The 14,418-nt window shown below is 57.7% G+C and carries 17 protein-coding genes; 7 read left to right on the top strand and 10 right to left on the bottom strand.

All coding sequences use genetic code 11. The annotated features are described in order from the left end of the window. Positions 1 to 26 precede the first annotated feature (26 nt). Positions 27 to 1,118 carry an AI-2E family transporter gene (locus AD930_RS14325; RefSeq protein WP_061506789.1) on the top strand — a complete coding sequence of 364 codons (1,092 nt, stop codon included), beginning with the start codon at positions 27 to 29 and terminating at the stop codon, positions 1,116 to 1,118. Continuing rightward, positions 1,115 to 1,819, top strand: a complete 705-nt coding sequence (locus tag AD930_RS14330) for an endonuclease/exonuclease/phosphatase family protein (RefSeq protein WP_061506790.1) — start codon at positions 1,115 to 1,117, stop codon at positions 1,817 to 1,819. Before AD930_RS14325 ends, AD930_RS14330 begins: the two co-directional genes overlap by 4 nt. Here the strand turns inward: AD930_RS14330 and cls are convergent. Next, the gene (cls, locus tag AD930_RS14335; RefSeq protein WP_156477127.1) at positions 1,814 to 3,241 is read right to left on the bottom strand and encodes a cardiolipin synthase; all 1,428 of its coding nucleotides are present in this window, start codon (positions 3,239 to 3,241) and stop codon (positions 1,814 to 1,816) included. The two genes, AD930_RS14330 and cls, sit on opposite strands and share 6 nt — an antisense overlap. 32 nt (positions 3,242 to 3,273) lie before the next feature. Here cls and AD930_RS14340 point away from each other — a divergent pair, with 32 nt between their 5' ends. Next, positions 3,274 to 3,690, top strand: a complete 417-nt coding sequence (locus AD930_RS14340) for a YraN family protein (RefSeq protein ID WP_167375200.1) — start codon at positions 3,274 to 3,276, stop codon at positions 3,688 to 3,690. Positions 3,691 to 3,750: 60 nt separating this feature from the next. Here the strand turns inward: AD930_RS14340 and AD930_RS14345 are convergent, their stop codons facing one another. The 9 genes from AD930_RS14345 to purB form a co-directional block, all read right to left on the bottom strand. After that, positions 3,751 to 4,065, bottom strand: a complete 315-nt coding sequence (locus AD930_RS14345) for a hypothetical protein (protein WP_061506792.1) — start codon at positions 4,063 to 4,065, stop codon at positions 3,751 to 3,753. Between the two features lie 72 nt (positions 4,066 to 4,137). Then, complete coding sequence (grxD, locus tag AD930_RS14350; protein ID WP_043552644.1) at positions 4,138 to 4,476, bottom strand: Grx4 family monothiol glutaredoxin; 339 nt, start codon at positions 4,474 to 4,476, stop codon at positions 4,138 to 4,140. 40 nt (positions 4,477 to 4,516) lie between these two features. Beyond that, on the bottom strand, positions 4,517 to 4,747 hold the full coding sequence (locus tag AD930_RS14355) for a BolA/IbaG family iron-sulfur metabolism protein (protein ID WP_043552646.1): 231 nt from the start codon (positions 4,745 to 4,747) through the stop codon (positions 4,517 to 4,519). A 24-nt stretch (positions 4,748 to 4,771) separates the two neighbouring features. Beyond that, complete coding sequence (gene purL, locus AD930_RS14360; RefSeq protein ID WP_061506793.1) at positions 4,772 to 6,970, bottom strand: phosphoribosylformylglycinamidine synthase subunit PurL; 2,199 nt, start codon at positions 6,968 to 6,970, stop codon at positions 4,772 to 4,774. Continuing rightward, positions 6,967 to 7,668 (bottom strand): phosphoribosylformylglycinamidine synthase subunit PurQ, encoded by a 702-nt coding sequence (gene purQ, locus AD930_RS14365; RefSeq protein ID WP_061506794.1) that lies wholly within the window; start codon positions 7,666 to 7,668, stop codon positions 6,967 to 6,969. The genes purL and purQ overlap by 4 nt, the downstream gene beginning before the upstream one ends. Then, positions 7,665 to 8,036, bottom strand: coding sequence for a Rap1a/Tai family immunity protein (locus AD930_RS14370; RefSeq protein ID WP_061506795.1), 372 nt, complete (start codon positions 8,034 to 8,036; stop codon positions 7,665 to 7,667). The genes purQ and AD930_RS14370 overlap by 4 nt, the downstream gene beginning before the upstream one ends. Then, positions 8,033 to 8,275, bottom strand: a complete 243-nt coding sequence (gene purS / locus AD930_RS14375; protein WP_043552652.1) for a phosphoribosylformylglycinamidine synthase subunit PurS — start codon at positions 8,273 to 8,275, stop codon at positions 8,033 to 8,035. The genes AD930_RS14370 and purS overlap by 4 nt, the downstream gene beginning before the upstream one ends. 28 nt (positions 8,276 to 8,303) lie before the next feature. Then, on the bottom strand, positions 8,304 to 9,071 hold the full coding sequence (gene purC / locus AD930_RS14380) for a phosphoribosylaminoimidazolesuccinocarboxamide synthase (protein WP_061503322.1): 768 nt from the start codon (positions 9,069 to 9,071) through the stop codon (positions 8,304 to 8,306). A gap of 133 nt (positions 9,072 to 9,204) precedes the next feature. Beyond that, on the bottom strand, positions 9,205 to 10,554 hold the full coding sequence (gene purB, locus AD930_RS14385) for an adenylosuccinate lyase (RefSeq protein WP_043552654.1): 1,350 nt from the start codon (positions 10,552 to 10,554) through the stop codon (positions 9,205 to 9,207). 158 nt (positions 10,555 to 10,712) lie between these two features. Between purB and AD930_RS14390 the strand changes: the two genes are divergently transcribed. The 4 genes from AD930_RS14390 to AD930_RS14405 all read left to right on the top strand — a co-directional run bounded on the left by AD930_RS14390 (position 10,713) and on the right by AD930_RS14405 (position 14,383). Beyond that, positions 10,713 to 11,330 carry a TerC family protein gene (locus AD930_RS14390; protein ID WP_043553414.1) on the top strand — a complete coding sequence of 206 codons (618 nt, stop codon included), beginning with the start codon at positions 10,713 to 10,715 and terminating at the stop codon, positions 11,328 to 11,330. A 70-nt stretch (positions 11,331 to 11,400) separates the two neighbouring features. Beyond that, positions 11,401 to 13,371 (top strand): lytic transglycosylase domain-containing protein, encoded by a 1,971-nt coding sequence (locus AD930_RS14395; protein ID WP_061506796.1) that lies wholly within the window; start codon positions 11,401 to 11,403, stop codon positions 13,369 to 13,371. Positions 13,372 to 13,373: 2 nt separating this feature from the next. Next, positions 13,374 to 13,862, top strand: a complete 489-nt coding sequence (locus tag AD930_RS14400) for a phosphatidylglycerophosphatase A family protein (protein ID WP_061506971.1) — start codon at positions 13,374 to 13,376, stop codon at positions 13,860 to 13,862. 5 nt (positions 13,863 to 13,867) lie between these two features. Then, the gene (locus AD930_RS14405) at positions 13,868 to 14,383 is read left to right on the top strand and encodes a CinA family protein (protein WP_082781913.1); all 516 of its coding nucleotides are present in this window, start codon (positions 13,868 to 13,870) and stop codon (positions 14,381 to 14,383) included. Positions 14,384 to 14,418: the final 35 nt, after the last annotated feature.

Consider the following 14,418-nt stretch of genomic DNA (forward strand, 5'->3'; position numbering starts at 1 on the left):
TACAAAATCCGTGGTTTACTACGCTCATGATGGATGGGCTGACTCTGACGACCGAACGGATCATGCTGGCTCTGCTGCTTGGCGGTATCGCCTATGGGTGCGTCATTGTTCTTGCCCCTTTCTCCTCAGCCATTTTGTGGGCGGGCGTGCTGACATACGCAACATGGCCCGTTTTTCAGCACCTCAGGCGCCGTATGAGTGCATTGGCAGCGAGTCTGGTCATGACGTGCCTCTGCGCGGTGGGGTTTGTCATCCCGCTCGCCTTTCTGGCGTCCACGACCATCGCTGCCAGCCCGCGTTGGGCGTCTCGGTTGAACGCCCTTTTCAGTTTTTCTCATCACCTTCCCCCTCCTCCCGGCTGGCTGACAAATATTCCCATGGTCGGGCAGGATCTTGCCGGCCAGTGGCAACACTGGAGCCACGATGTTGACCATCTGGGGGCCGGCCTGAGGCCCTATGCGGGGGATATCATCCAGTCCCTGCTGGTGCTTTTCATGCAGGTGGCCAATGGCGCGCTGCATCTGGTGATGGCGCTGTTCATAGCCTTCTTTTTCTGGCTCAGCGGCTCTTCTCTGGGTGACACATTAAAAGCGGTGATAACCCGCATTGCCGGCCCACATGCTGGCCGGCACCTGCATATTATCGGCGGGACCGTGCGGGGCACTGTGTATGGTATTCTGGGGACGGCAATCATTCAGGGGATTTTGACCGGCATTGGCTTCTGGCTGACCGGGTTGTCCGAACCCGTCATGTTTGGTGTGCTGGCCGCTTTTCTGGCAGTTCTGCCGATTGGGGCGCCACTTGTCTGGGTGCCCGCGTCCCTCTGGTTGCTGGCCGACCATCACGTTGCCAAAGGTGTCCTACTCCTTCTCTATGGGCTTTTACTGATTTCCGGGGCTGACCACATCATTCGCCCGCTGTTTATTGCGCGGGGCAGCAAACTGCCATACCTCCTGACCGTACTAGGAGTGATTGGCGGCGTGATGGCTTTTGGGGGGCTGGGAATTTTTCTGGGGCCGATCCTGCTGGCTGTTGGCTTCACCTTGACTGTGGAATTTGCCGCTCAGGAAGCGCCCTCTCATTCTTCTTCTGATGATCAAAGGAGGCAGCCCTCATGAGGCGTCATTTTCTCCGTCTCATGGATGCGCACCGTCGCAAGAAACAGCTTCGGCCACCGGTCTCCGCAGAGCATGACTGCACCAAAATTATCAGCTGGAACCTGCTGAGACGAACCGGCGCGACTGTGCATGACGTTGTCGCCCTGATTGAAGCGGAAAAGCCCGATATTCTCCTGATGCAGGAAGCGACGGCTGAAATTGACGTGCTGTCAGATATTCTGGGTGGCTATTATGCCCGTGCGCCCCTGCCCGGCCGTATTCATGGCCCGGCCTGCTGGAGCCGGACGCCGTTTGCCCGTACGCCGCGTGCCTGCACCATTCCGTCAGGTGCGGTCGTTAAACGGCATGCTCAGATTATTGATTACGGCCCGTTTTCTCTGGCCAATGTGCACCTGTCTCATGGGCAGGTGCTGAACCGCCGGCAGTTGCGGCGTATTGCCGCTCTGCTACCAGCCCCCTGTGCCATTCTGGGGGACTTCAATCTTGTTGGCCCCACGCTGGTGCCGGGCTTTAGAGACGTCGGGCCAAAAGCACCGACGCATCGGATGGTGGATTTGGTTCCCATCCGTATTGATAGGTGTCTGGTAGAAGGCATGAGTTGCCTGAGTGCGAGGGTTCTGCCGGTTTTTGCGTCAGACCATCGGCCGATTGCTGTTCATCTGCGGCCGGATATTAAAGTGCTGGCCTCTGTTGCGTCATAGATAAGGCATAAACAGGCGCGCTGCGGCATCACGGATCTGGATCAGCTTGTTCCGTTTATCCAGATCATGATGGGTCAGACGCCGGTTTCTGTGATGGCAGATGAAGTCGTCCAGCATTTCGGCCATCACGACATCATAGGTTTCCATATTGATCTCGAAATTCAGGCGCAGGCTGCGAATATCGAGATTGGAACTTCCGACAAAAGACCATGCCCGGTCCACCACCATCAGCTTGGAATGGTTGAACGGTGGATTGACCAGCCACACGCGCACACCGGCATCCAGGAGAGGCGCGATATTGGCGGAGCAGGCCCAGTCCAGCGGCGGATGATTACTGCGGCGCGGAATGATCACATCCACCTGCACACCCCGCAGAGCGGCAAGAGCCAGTTCTGACATGACGCGTGACCCCGGCAGAAAATAGGGCGTCATCAGTCTGACCTGCCGCCGGGCCAGTGTGATGGCCTGCAGCATGGTGTATTCAATTTTTTCCAGATCGGTATCAGGTCCAGCCGTCACAATGCGGGCGACGGACTCTCCGGTGCTGGTATGTTCCTTGAAATAGATATCGCCCTCAAGCGTTTCCTGCGTGACAAAATACCAGTCCCACGCCATGGCTTCCGCCAGCTGTTTGACGACAGGACCTTCCAGCTGGAAATGCGTATCTGACACAGGGTTAGGTGGTTTTCTGGAAACCAGATTTTCATCGGCAATATTCAGGCCGCCCATGAAGCCGATCCTGCCATCAACCACCAGAATTTTCCGGTGGTTACGGAGGTTGATGAATGGCATGCGCCAAGGGAGCATGGAGTGCATGAAGCGCCCGCACGGTACCCCTGCCCGCCTTAACCGGCGGTAAACGGAAGACAGGAAATATCCGCTCCCGATGCCGTCTACCAGAACACGCACCTGCACGCCGCGCTTCTGGGCAGCAATTAGTTTTTCGATAAACAGACCGCCAATCTGATCATTCCGAAAAATGTAGGAACACAGCAGGATGCTCTGCTCGGCCTCATCAATGGTTTTCAACATGCAGGGGTATCCGCCGTCTCCATCATGCAGAGCGACGATTTTGTTTCCGCCCACCAGAGGGCGGCTGGTCAGTTTGCCAACCATCATGGCCAGAGGTGCAAACTGCCCGTCCAGCTCTCTGTTCCAGGATGAACTATGGGAATCTTCAAACCGGTGGGAAGAACGGCCACTGACCAGCTTTTTAGCCAGCCGTCGCACACGGTTGATTCCAAACATGAGGTAGAGAACTGTCCCCAAGGCAGGCATAAGAACACAAATGCCGATCCAGCCGATGGCGGATGAGGTATTTCTTTTTGTCAGAAGGATATGCAACGCAACGCTTGTCACCAGCACAAAACGAATGATCGTGACTGTCACCAAAGAAAAATGCGGCAGAATGTCAAACGTCATGGGGCAAGATGCATCCTGAAAGGAATCAAACGGTGGCAGTCAGACCTGATATTATTGAGCCAGAACAGAATCGACAGAGGCTGGTCCGGCAGGCGCGTGGCTCAAGAGCCTATCAGGACGGCCTGAGTGCGGAAGAGGCCGTATGCTCTGTTTGTATGAAAGAAGGCTGGCTTATTCTATTAAAAAGAGCTCGCACGCGCCGTGGTGAAATTGATATTGTTATGCGTAAGGGCAGCTTGATTTGTTTTGTGGAAGTAAAAAAACGCAAAACACTCCGGGGTGCTACGGAATGTCTGGGTGTTTCTCAGCAAAGGCGGCTTTATCGGGCTGCGGAATGTTTGCTAGCTGCACACCCCCACTGGTCTTACGAAGAATTGCGGTTTGACCTGATAGCCGTTGATGATCAGAACGCGCTGCACTGGGTGAAGGATGTTATCCGCCAGATGTAGAAAAAGCGCGGTGCCAGAGGCAAGCCGCGCTTTTTTAAGACGTTTAGAGGCGCAAGCGCATCAGGTGCGATGGCGACGCGTTGATACGTGTCCAACCGCATGTCTGGCAGGGTGATAGGAGACCAGATGCACCATGTTGCGGGACGCTGCACCATGCTGAGAGGCAAGCTGAGTATGGCTGGCCCGAACAACGTGGCTAACATGACGCACATGAACAACCGGCGGAGGAGCCGCAGTCAAAGACGCGAACGTCAGCTTGCTGGCTTCCAGATCCGAGATGACGCGTTCCGCGTGCGCTGAAGAATTGACGGTAAAAACACCTGCGCTCAAACCAACAAAAGCGAAGGCACAGCGCAAAAACGGAAGACGCATCATCAAAAAATATCCCACCTCTGTTTGTCTGTTTCCAGACTACACAGCCCTCTGATTGCCTGACAACTTAAAAAATCAGGAAGCAGCCTTAAGAGGGATATTTTTTTCCTTCAGCAGGGTCTGCAGTTCACCGGACTGGTACATTTCAGTCACGATGTCACACCCGCCGATGAATTCCCCTTTGATGTAAAGCTGGGGAATGGTCGGCCAGTTTGAGAAATCCTTGATGCCCTGACGGATGTTTGCGTCAGCCAGAACATTCACGGATTTGAACGGTGCGCCCAGATGCTCAAGAATCTGCACCACACGTGCGGAAAAGCCGCACTGCGGGAAGTCGGCATCGCCCTTCATGAACAGCGTGACAGGGTTGGTATCAATTACGTTCTGAATCTGCTGTTTGACAGTTTCCGACATTAACCTGGATCCTTGCTAAAAAAGCGGAAAAATACGCCGTTCAGGGCGCAGACGTCTGCAACGCGAGTGCATGCAGCTTGCCGCCCATATGGCCCTGCAAGGCCTGATAGACAAGCTGATGCTGCTTCACGCGGTTGAGGCCTTTGAAGGCCTCGCTCACGATAGAGCAGGAATAATGGTCACCGTCCCCGGCCAGATCATCAATTCTGATCTGCGCATCGGGGAAAGCCTGACGAAGATACGTCTCAAGTTCAGTGGCGGACATCGCCATGGCTTACAGATCCCTTTCAGTTACTCAGCGGGTCATCAGGGCCGGAAAAAAGGCCTCATGCGCGGCAACAAGTCGTGCAGCAGATATTGTGACGCCACTTGGTAAAATCAAATCATTTCCGCCAGACTGGCCAATCAGACGGGCCGGAACGCCGGCCTGCTCTGCACGGGCACAGAACTCTGCGGCATTATCGACGCAGACCAGATAGCGGGCCTGATCTTCCCCAAACCAGAAGGCTTCCGGGCGGATGCCGCTGTCCGGGCTTTCCAGTTCACAGCCCACGCCGCTGGCCATCACCATTTCCGCAACAGCAACCATTAGGCCGCCATCGGAAAGGTCATGGCAGGCGGAAACCACGCCACTGAGGATTTCCTGACGGACAAAGTCACCGTTCCGCTTTTCCGCAGCCAGATCAACCGGCGGCGGCGGCCCGTCTTCACGGCCCAGCACTTCACGCAGCCAGATGGACTGGCCCAGTTCTCCGCGGGTTTCACCCACCAGAACAACGGCCTTACCGTCCTGCATGCCCAAACCAACGGCTTTTTCCACGTCATCCAGCACACCCAGAGCGCCAATGGCGGGGGTTGGCAGAATGGCCAGAGCAGAGCCGTCCGGCTGGCGCGTCTCATTATACAGAGAGACGTTGCCACTCACGACCGGGAAATCGAGCGCGCGGCAGGCATCGCCCATGCCTTCAATCGCTGCGACAAACTGCCCCATGATTTCCGGCTTTTCCGGATTACCAAAATTGAGGTTGTCCGTCACAGCCAGCGGGCGGGCGCCGGTCGCGGTCAGGTTACGCCATGCTTCGGCCACAGCCTGTGCGCCCCCGGTTTTGGGGTCAGCATGGCAATAGCGCGGCGTACAGTCTGTCGTGATAGCCAGAGCCAGTGACGTCTCTTCGATTTTGACAATCGCGGCATCAGCAGCACCCGGGCGGCGCACCGTCTGGCCACCCACCGTGCTGTCATACTGGTTCCACACCCACGCGCGGGATGCGAGGTCAGGTGACCCCACCATCTTAAGCAGTGCGGCATCCAGAGAAAGCGGGGCATGCACGGGGCCAAGTGGCGCCGGCACAACCGGCGTGGTGGCCGGGCGATCATAGATCGGAGCCTCATCCGCCAGCGGGTCCAGCGGAATGTCCGCTTCCACCAGCCCTTTGTGTTTCACCACAATATGGCCGGTTTCCGTCAGATGCCCGATAATGGCGAAATCAAGTTCCCATTTCTCGAAGATCTTGCGGGCGACTTCCGTGCGGTCCGGCTTGAGGACCATGAGCATGCGCTCCTGGCTCTCGGACAACATCATCTCATAAGCCGTCATATTCGGCTCACGCTGGGGCACAGCGTCCAGATCCAGCTCGATCCCGACGCCACCTTTGCCAGCCATTTCCACGGCGGATGAGGTCAGACCAGCGGCACCCATGTCCTGAATGGCGACAATGGCATCCGTCGCCATCAGTTCCAGACAGGCTTCAATCAGCAGCTTTTCAATGAACGGGTCGCCAACTTGCACGGTCGGACGCTTCGCCATCGCGTTTTCGTCAAACTCGGCGGAGGACATAGTGGCACCATGGATGCCATCACGTCCGGTGCGGGAGCCAACATACACAACCGGGTTCCCCACCCCTGCCGCAGCGGAGAGGAAAATCCGGTCTTTCCGCGCAAGGCCAACCGTCATGGCATTGACCAGCGGGTTGCCGTCATAAGCCGGGTGGAAGTTGATTTCCCCGCCTACTGTCGGCACGCCCACGCAGTTGCCGTAACCGCCAATGCCACGCACAACGCCATCAATAATCTGGCGGGTACGGGGCGTTTCCGGGTTGCCAAAACGCAGGGCGTTCAGGTTGGCAATCGGGCGGGCCCCCATGGTGAACACGTCACGCAGGATACCGCCAACACCCGTGGCTGCGCCCTGATACGGTTCGATAAAGGACGGATGGTTATGGCTTTCCATCTTGAAGATGGCAGCATAACCCAGCCCGATATCCACAACACCGGCATTTTCACCCGGACCATGGATAACCCACGGTGCTTTGGTGGGCAGTGTGCGCAGCCATTTGCGAGAGGATTTGTAAGAACAGTGCTCGGACCACATGACCGAGAACACACCCAGCTCAGTCAGGCTGGGCGTGCGGCCCATGATGGTGACAACGCGCGCATATTCTTCAGCCGTCAGCCCGAATTCCTGGGCCAGAGATGCATCAACGGTCTTTTTCACCGGACAAGAGCCTCCACAAGACCTTCAAACAGCGGCAGACCGTCTACGCCGCCTATCAGCGGGTCAACAAGATCTTCCGGGTGAGGCATCATGCCGCAAATACGAGTGTTTTCGCTCAGAATGCCCGCAATGCTGTTCACACTGCCATTGGGGTTGCTGGCGACATCGTCAGCCTGCACGTGGCCATTCGGCGCGGCATAGCGGAAGGCAACCAGCCCCTCGCCTTCCAGCCGGTCCAGCGTGCTCTGGTCTGCCGTGTAGTTACCGTCCCCATGCGCCAGAGGTGTGCGGAACACATCCCCTTTCTGCCATTTATGGGTGAAAGGCGTATCCGTTCGTTCCACACGCAGATGGCAGTCCTGAGACAGGAAGCGCAGATTTGCGTTCCGCAGCAGGGCACCCGGCAGCAGGCCGGATTCCGTCAAAATCTGAAAGCCATTGCAGACCCCCAGAATATGACCACCCTTTTGCGCAAAGCTGCGGATTTCCGTCATGATGGGAGAATGGGCCGCCATGGCGCCACAGCGCAGGTAATCCCCGTAGCTGAAGCCACCCGGCAGAACAACAAGATCAATCCCGGTCAGGTCGGTATCACGATGCCAGACCATGCGGGGTTCATGTCCGGTTACACGCCGGAGCGCGATAGCCATATCGCGCTCACGGTTGGTGCCCGGAAAGACAACAATCGCTGCTTTCATTTTGCGCCGCTACACGGGTAAGAGTCATGCAGAGCCTTGAAGACGCTTTCGCCCACAGGCTTGGACATCGCTTCTGAATGCGCTTTCAGCCATGCCAGCACTTTGACGCGCATGGCAGCCCCATTTTCTGACGTCGGGACGCAGAAGCCAGCCGGTGCGGATGCATCGCCTTCATTGCGATCATTGATCTTGGAGAGCGCAACAGCGTCCGCAACCCCGGTGATGTAGGCATCACACACGGTGGCACCTGCTGTGCGGGAACAGACGCGGACAAAATTGCCAGCCTGCATAGGGGAAATGCGCTGAGCATGGGCCAGTGTCGGCGCAAGCAAAGCTCCCCCAAGGGCGATCAGGGTGAGGCGCTTCATCCCAGCACCTCAACCGTGAAGTCTTCAATCACCAGATTGGCCAGAAGATCCCGCGCCATGTCTTCGGCCTGTTTCTGGACAGCGGCACGGTCCGTACCTTCAACATCCAGATCAATAATCTTGCCAACCCGGACGTCATTCACGCCCGGGAAACCCAATGTGTGCAATGCGTGGCCGATGGCTTTCCCCTGCGGGTCAAGCACACCCTCCTTAAGCATGACGGTTACACGTACTTTCATGATAAAGCCCCCGTTGCTGTCGGCATGGTCACTGCATGGTCTCCGGACCCTTCATGTCTCCCCCATTGCCTGCTTCGGGCAGGATGCCCAGTCGGCGGGCAACTTCCTGATACGCTTCCCGGACATTGCCCAGGTCACGGCGGAAACGGTCCTTATCAAGCTTCTCGTTGGTCTGGTTGTCCCACAGGCGGCAGTTGTCGGGTGAAATCTCATCCGCCAGCACAATCCGCATGTCGTCCCCTTCCCAGGAGCGGCCAAATTCAAGTTTGAAGTCTACAAGCTGAATACCAATGCCGCTGAACAGGCCGCACAGGAAATCATTCACCCGCATGGCCATGGAGGTCATGTCTTCCAGGTCGTGCGGACACGCCCAGCCGAAGGCGATGATATGATCTTCAGAGACAAGCGGGTCATTCAGCTCGTCGTTCTTGTAGTAAAATTCCACAATGGTGCGCGGCAGGCGTGTGCCTTCCTCAATACCAAAGCGCTTGGCAATGCTCCCCGCAGCAATATTGCGGATCACAACTTCAAGCGGAATAATCTCAACTTCCTTCACCAGCTGCTCACGCATATTGATGCGGCGGATGAAGTGCGTGGGAATGCCGATTTCCTGCAGGCGGAGCATCAGATGCTCGCTGATGCGGTTATTCAGCACGCCCTTGCCGGTAATGATGCCGCTTTTGGCACCGTTGCCAGCCGTGGCATCATCCTTGAAATACTGCACAAGGGTGCCGGGTTCCGGACCTTCAAAAAGGATTTTGGCTTTACCTTCGTAAAGCTGGCGGCGACGGGCCATGGTCATCCTTACCTGTCTTGAACGTTTAAAACCGATCCCTGCAACCGGTCCGGGGGAAGGCTGAAACCAGCCTTCCCTTCTTCAGACGCGTCATAGCAGGCTTCGGGCATGGAAGATATAGGGACACCCCTGCTCACAGAGCCGGGCCGGGTTCCCCAAATACTTTCTGATACAGGCCATCCAGCGCCTTCAGATGCTGGCGGCTGTCCATGGCGGCATCCAGCGTTTCTGCCGGGATACGCCCGGAGATTTCCGGGTCCGCTGCCAGATTTTCACGGAACGTCCGGCCTTCCGGCGTGCCGAGTTTGGTCCATGTTTCCATCGCATTGCGCTGGACAATCCGATAGGCATCTTCACGCGAAAGACCGGCGCGGGCCAGAGCCAGCAGGACTTCACCGGAATGCACAACACCACCAAGGCTTTCGATGTTGGCAGCCATGCGGTCCGGATAGACCAGCAGCTTGCTCATCATGCCGGCGAGGCGAGCCAGCGCGAAGTCCAGACCAATGGTGGCATCTGGGCAGATGTTCCGTTCAACGGAAGAATGGCTGATATCGCGTTCATGCCACAGGGCCACGTTTTCCAGAGCCGGGATAACGGCAGAACGGACAAGGCGAGCCAGCCCCGTCAGGTTTTCCGTCAGCACCGGGTTCCGCTTGTGCGGCATGGCGGAGGAGCCCTTCTGACCCTTGTGGAAGAATTCTTCCGCTTCCCGCACTTCAGAACGCTGCAGATGGCGCACTTCAATGGCCAGACGTTCAATGCCGCTGGCAATCACGCCCAGCGCACAGAAATAGGCCGCGTGACGGTCACGCGGGATCACCTGCGTGGAGACGGGTTCCGGCTTCAGGCCCAGACGTTCAGCAACGTAGGTTTCAACGCGCGGGTCCAGATGAGCGAAAGTGCCCACGGCACCGGAAATGGCACAGGTGGCAATTTCCGCACGAGCAGCTTCAAGCCGCGCCTTGTTGCGGACGAACTCTGCATAGTGCCCGGCCAGCTTCAGACCGAAAGAGGTCGGCTCAGCATGAATGCCGTGGCTGCGGCCAATGGTCAGGGTGTGTTTGTGTTCAAACGCACGGGTGCGCAGGGCATCCAGAACGTCGTCCAGATCTTTCAGCAGCAGGTCGGTCGCCTGCGTCAGCTGCACGGCCAGACAGGTGTCCAGAATATCGGAAGACGTCATGCCCAGATGCACAAAGCGGCTTTCCGGCCCAACTTTCTCAGCAAGCCAGGTCAGGAAGGCAATCACATCGTGGCGTGTTTCGGCCTCAATTTCGTCAATGCGGGCCAGATCGGCATCGGAGAAAGCGGCCAGTGCGGCATCGCCCTTCTCGCGCACAACTTTTGCGGCTTCCTTTGGCACAGCGCCATATTCGGCCATGGCTTCGCAGGCCAGTGCTTCAATCTCAAACCAGATGCGGTAGCGATTTTCAGGCGACCAGATAGCGGCCATGACGGGGCGAGTATAGCGCGGCACCATAACGCGGTGTTCCTCCTGAGAACGGAATGATGCGCGCCTCTCTACCCGATTCCGGCCCCCGCGTCTGCCCGTGAAACAAAAAACTTTGACACTTGCGGCTGTTTCAGGATGTTCAGACCCTGACCTTCCCGGTTTCTGCCTCTCGAATCGGAGTTTTCGTGCACAGTTTTCTTGATGCTTTCAGCCTGAAAGCGCTTTTTGCTTTCCTTCAGGTCGTGATGATTGATGTCACGCTGGCGGGTGATAACGCCGTTGTGATCGGGCTGGTTGTGCGGTCTCTGCCGGTGAGCGAGCGGCGGAAGGCTATTTTTGTCGGGATCGCGCTTGCCGCTATCATCCGCATTCTCATGGCGCTCGTCGCAGTGCAGCTGCTGCAGATTATAGGTCTGACACTGGCGGGCGGCCTGTTGCTGCTGTGGGTGTGCTGGAAGATGTATTCCGAGATGCGGGCCGGCCAGCATGACGACGCAGAGGGCGGCCCCCCGCCCGCAAGCTTCGGTAAGGCTGTGCTGCGCATTCTTCTCGCCGACCTTTCCATGAGTCTGGATAACGTGCTGGCAGTTGCCGGTGCAGCGGCGGAGCATCCGTGGGTTCTGATTACAGGTCTGGTTCTGTCCGTCTTGCTGATGGGCGTTGCCGCATCCGTTATTGCGCGCCTGCTGGAGCGCTACAAATGGATCTCGTGGGTTGGGTTGGTGATTGTTCTGGCCGTTGCGATTGAGCTTATTGTCAAAGGCGGCGGTGAGGTCTGGACGCATTTGCCTCTTTCTCATTGAGGCACTGAGCTTTCCTCTTCCTCGCCGATCATGACTTGCCAGCGCATGCGGGATCGCTGATCTTCCGGGAATGGCATTTTCACATTCTTCCGCATGGCGCCGGCAGGCAGTTCTGCCGCTGGCTTTTCTACTTTTAAGCGCGTGTTCGGCCCCGCCGGAAACGGCGACGCCTACCGTCCAGTCTGCGCCTGTAGAGCCCCAGTCTCAGCCTGTGGCGTTATCCTCATCACAGGCGGGCGTTTCTCGCTCAGTCTCTGATCGTCTGACCGTCTGGCTCAGTCTTGTCGGCTCTCCGCATGCCAGCGCGCAAGAGTATGCAGATTTTCTGAAAACCCGCCCCGTCTGGCCGCGCTGGCAACTCCTGCAGTCCCGCATGCAGCAGGCTCTGGCTAAGGAGACCGACCCTGCGGTTCTCGGGCGGCTCTGTGAGCAAACACTGACCTACGGCCCTGCACTCGCGCAATGTGCAGTTCAGGTTGGCGCGTCAAATTCAGGGCTTTCAAGCCATCTTGCCGCAGAGGCAAAGCAAGCCTGGATGAATGGTAACGATGCATCTGCCGCGGCGTCGACCTTGTCGGGCGCGTTTCCTCAGGTTCTGACGCAGGAAGCCTCCTGGCTGCGGTTTAACCGGGAAGAAAAAGCTGGTCTGCTGGCGGCAGCGCGCCAGACAGTGCCCTATCTGAGTACATCCCGGCAAAAACAGGCTCAGGCCCGACTGGCTTTTCGCGCGAATGATGCCAGTGCGGAAGCATTAGCAGCCGCCCTGCCCGCCTCTGAGGCCACAGATCCTTATCTGATTCTCGACCATCTCCGCTGGTTGCGCACCCAGAAGCGTGACACGGATGCCGCGGCACTCTGGAAATCTGCCGGTGTGCAGGCGGAAGCCAAAGCGCGCTATCCGGCCTTCTGGCGGGAGCGCGATGCGCTGGCGCGTGAACTGGTGCAGACCGGGCAAAATGAGGACGCGCTGTTTCTGGCGAATGATACTACCGTCTCGGGAGCCACCCGTCTGGATGCGCAATTTCTAAGCGGATGGATCGCGCTGCAAAAATTGCACAACCCGACGCAGGCTGATGTCTTTTTCAAGCCACTGGCCGACTCTTCAGCACTTATTACCAAAAGTCGTGGGTTTTACTGGCTTGGGCGCGCCCGTCTGGCCGCGCAGGATAACGCCTCAGCGCAGGCGGACTGGCAGAAAGCCGCAAGTTATCCCGGAACGTTTTACGGCCAGATGGCCGCAGCTAAGCTGGCTGGGAATGAAACCACGCTGCTGGCTCCCGACCATATCCCGCCTGCCATTGTAAAAGCTCTGGCGGCGGAACGAGAGCCTACGGCATCAGCCAGCCGCCTTGCCGGGAGTGATCTGGTTCAGGCGGCCCAACTGCTTGTGTCCTGGGGTGATAAGTCGCACGCACGGGACTTCCTGATGCTGCTCAGCCAGCAGTTAGTATCTCTGTCCGATCGACTGGCCCTGTGTGATCTGGCTATGCGTCTGAACCTGCCTGATGTGGCCGTCTCGGTATCTCGTCAGGTTGGTCGTGACGGACTGTTCCTGCTCCACTCTGGCTGGCCTGCTCCCTATACGCCGCCAGCCACAGGGCTTCCGTCTGGCTTGGTGCTGGGGCTGTCTCGTCAGGAAAGTAATTTCAATCCCGATGCAATCAGTTCGTCCAACGCTATTGGCCTGATGCAGCTCAAGCCGTCTACGGCGGGGGATATGGTACGCAGAGCGGGCGTTCCGGCCTCTGCCGCGACAGCATCCGGCCTGCATGATCCGGAAAATAATATGGCGCTGGGTGCGGCTTATCTGTCTTATCTGCAGGATAAATTCGGCAATGTGGTGCCTTATATGGCCGCCGCTTATAACGGTGGTCCGGGCCGTCTCTCACGCTGGCTGGCAGCTGCCGGAGACCCGGCCCGCAGCGGGGCCTCGCAGGACGAGATGATCGACTGGATTGAAAGCATTCCCTTCTCGGAAACCCGGAATTACGTCCAGCGTGTCTGGGAAAACATGACGATCTATACGGCTATGGGGAAATGAGCATGACACCATCCCGTTTTCTGGCAACGTTCGGCGGATGCGGTCTGGCACCGCGTGCGCCCGGCACTGTGGGGTCTCTGGCGGCTTTGTTGCTTGGGCTCCCCCTCCTCAAGCGTCCAAAGGTCTTGCTGGGGGCCATCGGTGTGGTCTCCGTCGCAGGCTGGTGGGCAGCGGACCGTGCCGGAGAAGGAGAAGATCACAGCTGGATTGTGATTGATGAAGTCGCCGGCATGTGGGTCAGTCTACTGGCTTGTCTGCCCGAAGACGCGGAAGATCCTGCCGCTGTCCGGAAAAGCCTCGGGCTTTCCGTTCTGGCTTTTGCCCTTTTCCGCTTGTTCGATATCAAAAAGCCCGGTCCGGTTGGCTATCTGGACCGCAAGCATGGTGCGACAGGCATCATGGGGGATGATCTGGTAGCAGGTATCATGGCTGCGGCCTGCATCAAGGCTGGGCGTCTGCTGGCGCGTCACCTGCCCTCCTCTAAAGGCTGACTGCTATGCTCTCCTCCCTTCTGACGTCAGAGCTTTCTGGCGAACTGATACAGCAGTCTGCAAGGCTGCTGGAAGCACTCCGGCGGGCTCAGGCCAAAGTGGTGACGGCAGAGAGTTGCACGGGAGGGCTGGTTGCTGCACTGCTGACCCATCACGCAGGCTCTTCAGATGTGACCGAAGGCGGTCTTGTGACCTACTCTAACAGCATGAAGCAGTCTGTTCTGGGTGTTCGGGCAGATACGTTACGGCAATTTGGCGCTGTGAGTGCGGAAACAGTCCGGGAGATGGCGGACGGCGCGCTGAGTATTGCTAAGGAGGCAACGCATTCCGTTTCCGTTTCCGGTATAGCCGGTCCAGGTGGCGGTTCAGCAGACAAGCCTGTGGGGCTGGTCTGGTTTGGCACGGCCGTGCGTGGTGGCGATGTACGAGCGGAAGCCCGGATTTTTAAAGGCGATCGCACAGAGGTTCGCTCTCAGGCTGCTCTGTATGCCCTTGCCCTTGTAGCGCAGCGGCTTGATTAAGCGTGGACCACATAAAAAGAGCGCCAGAAGGATAT

The organism is Acetobacter malorum, from assembly GCF_001580615.1.
Taxonomy (GTDB): Bacteria; Pseudomonadota; Alphaproteobacteria; order Acetobacterales; family Acetobacteraceae; genus Acetobacter; species Acetobacter malorum.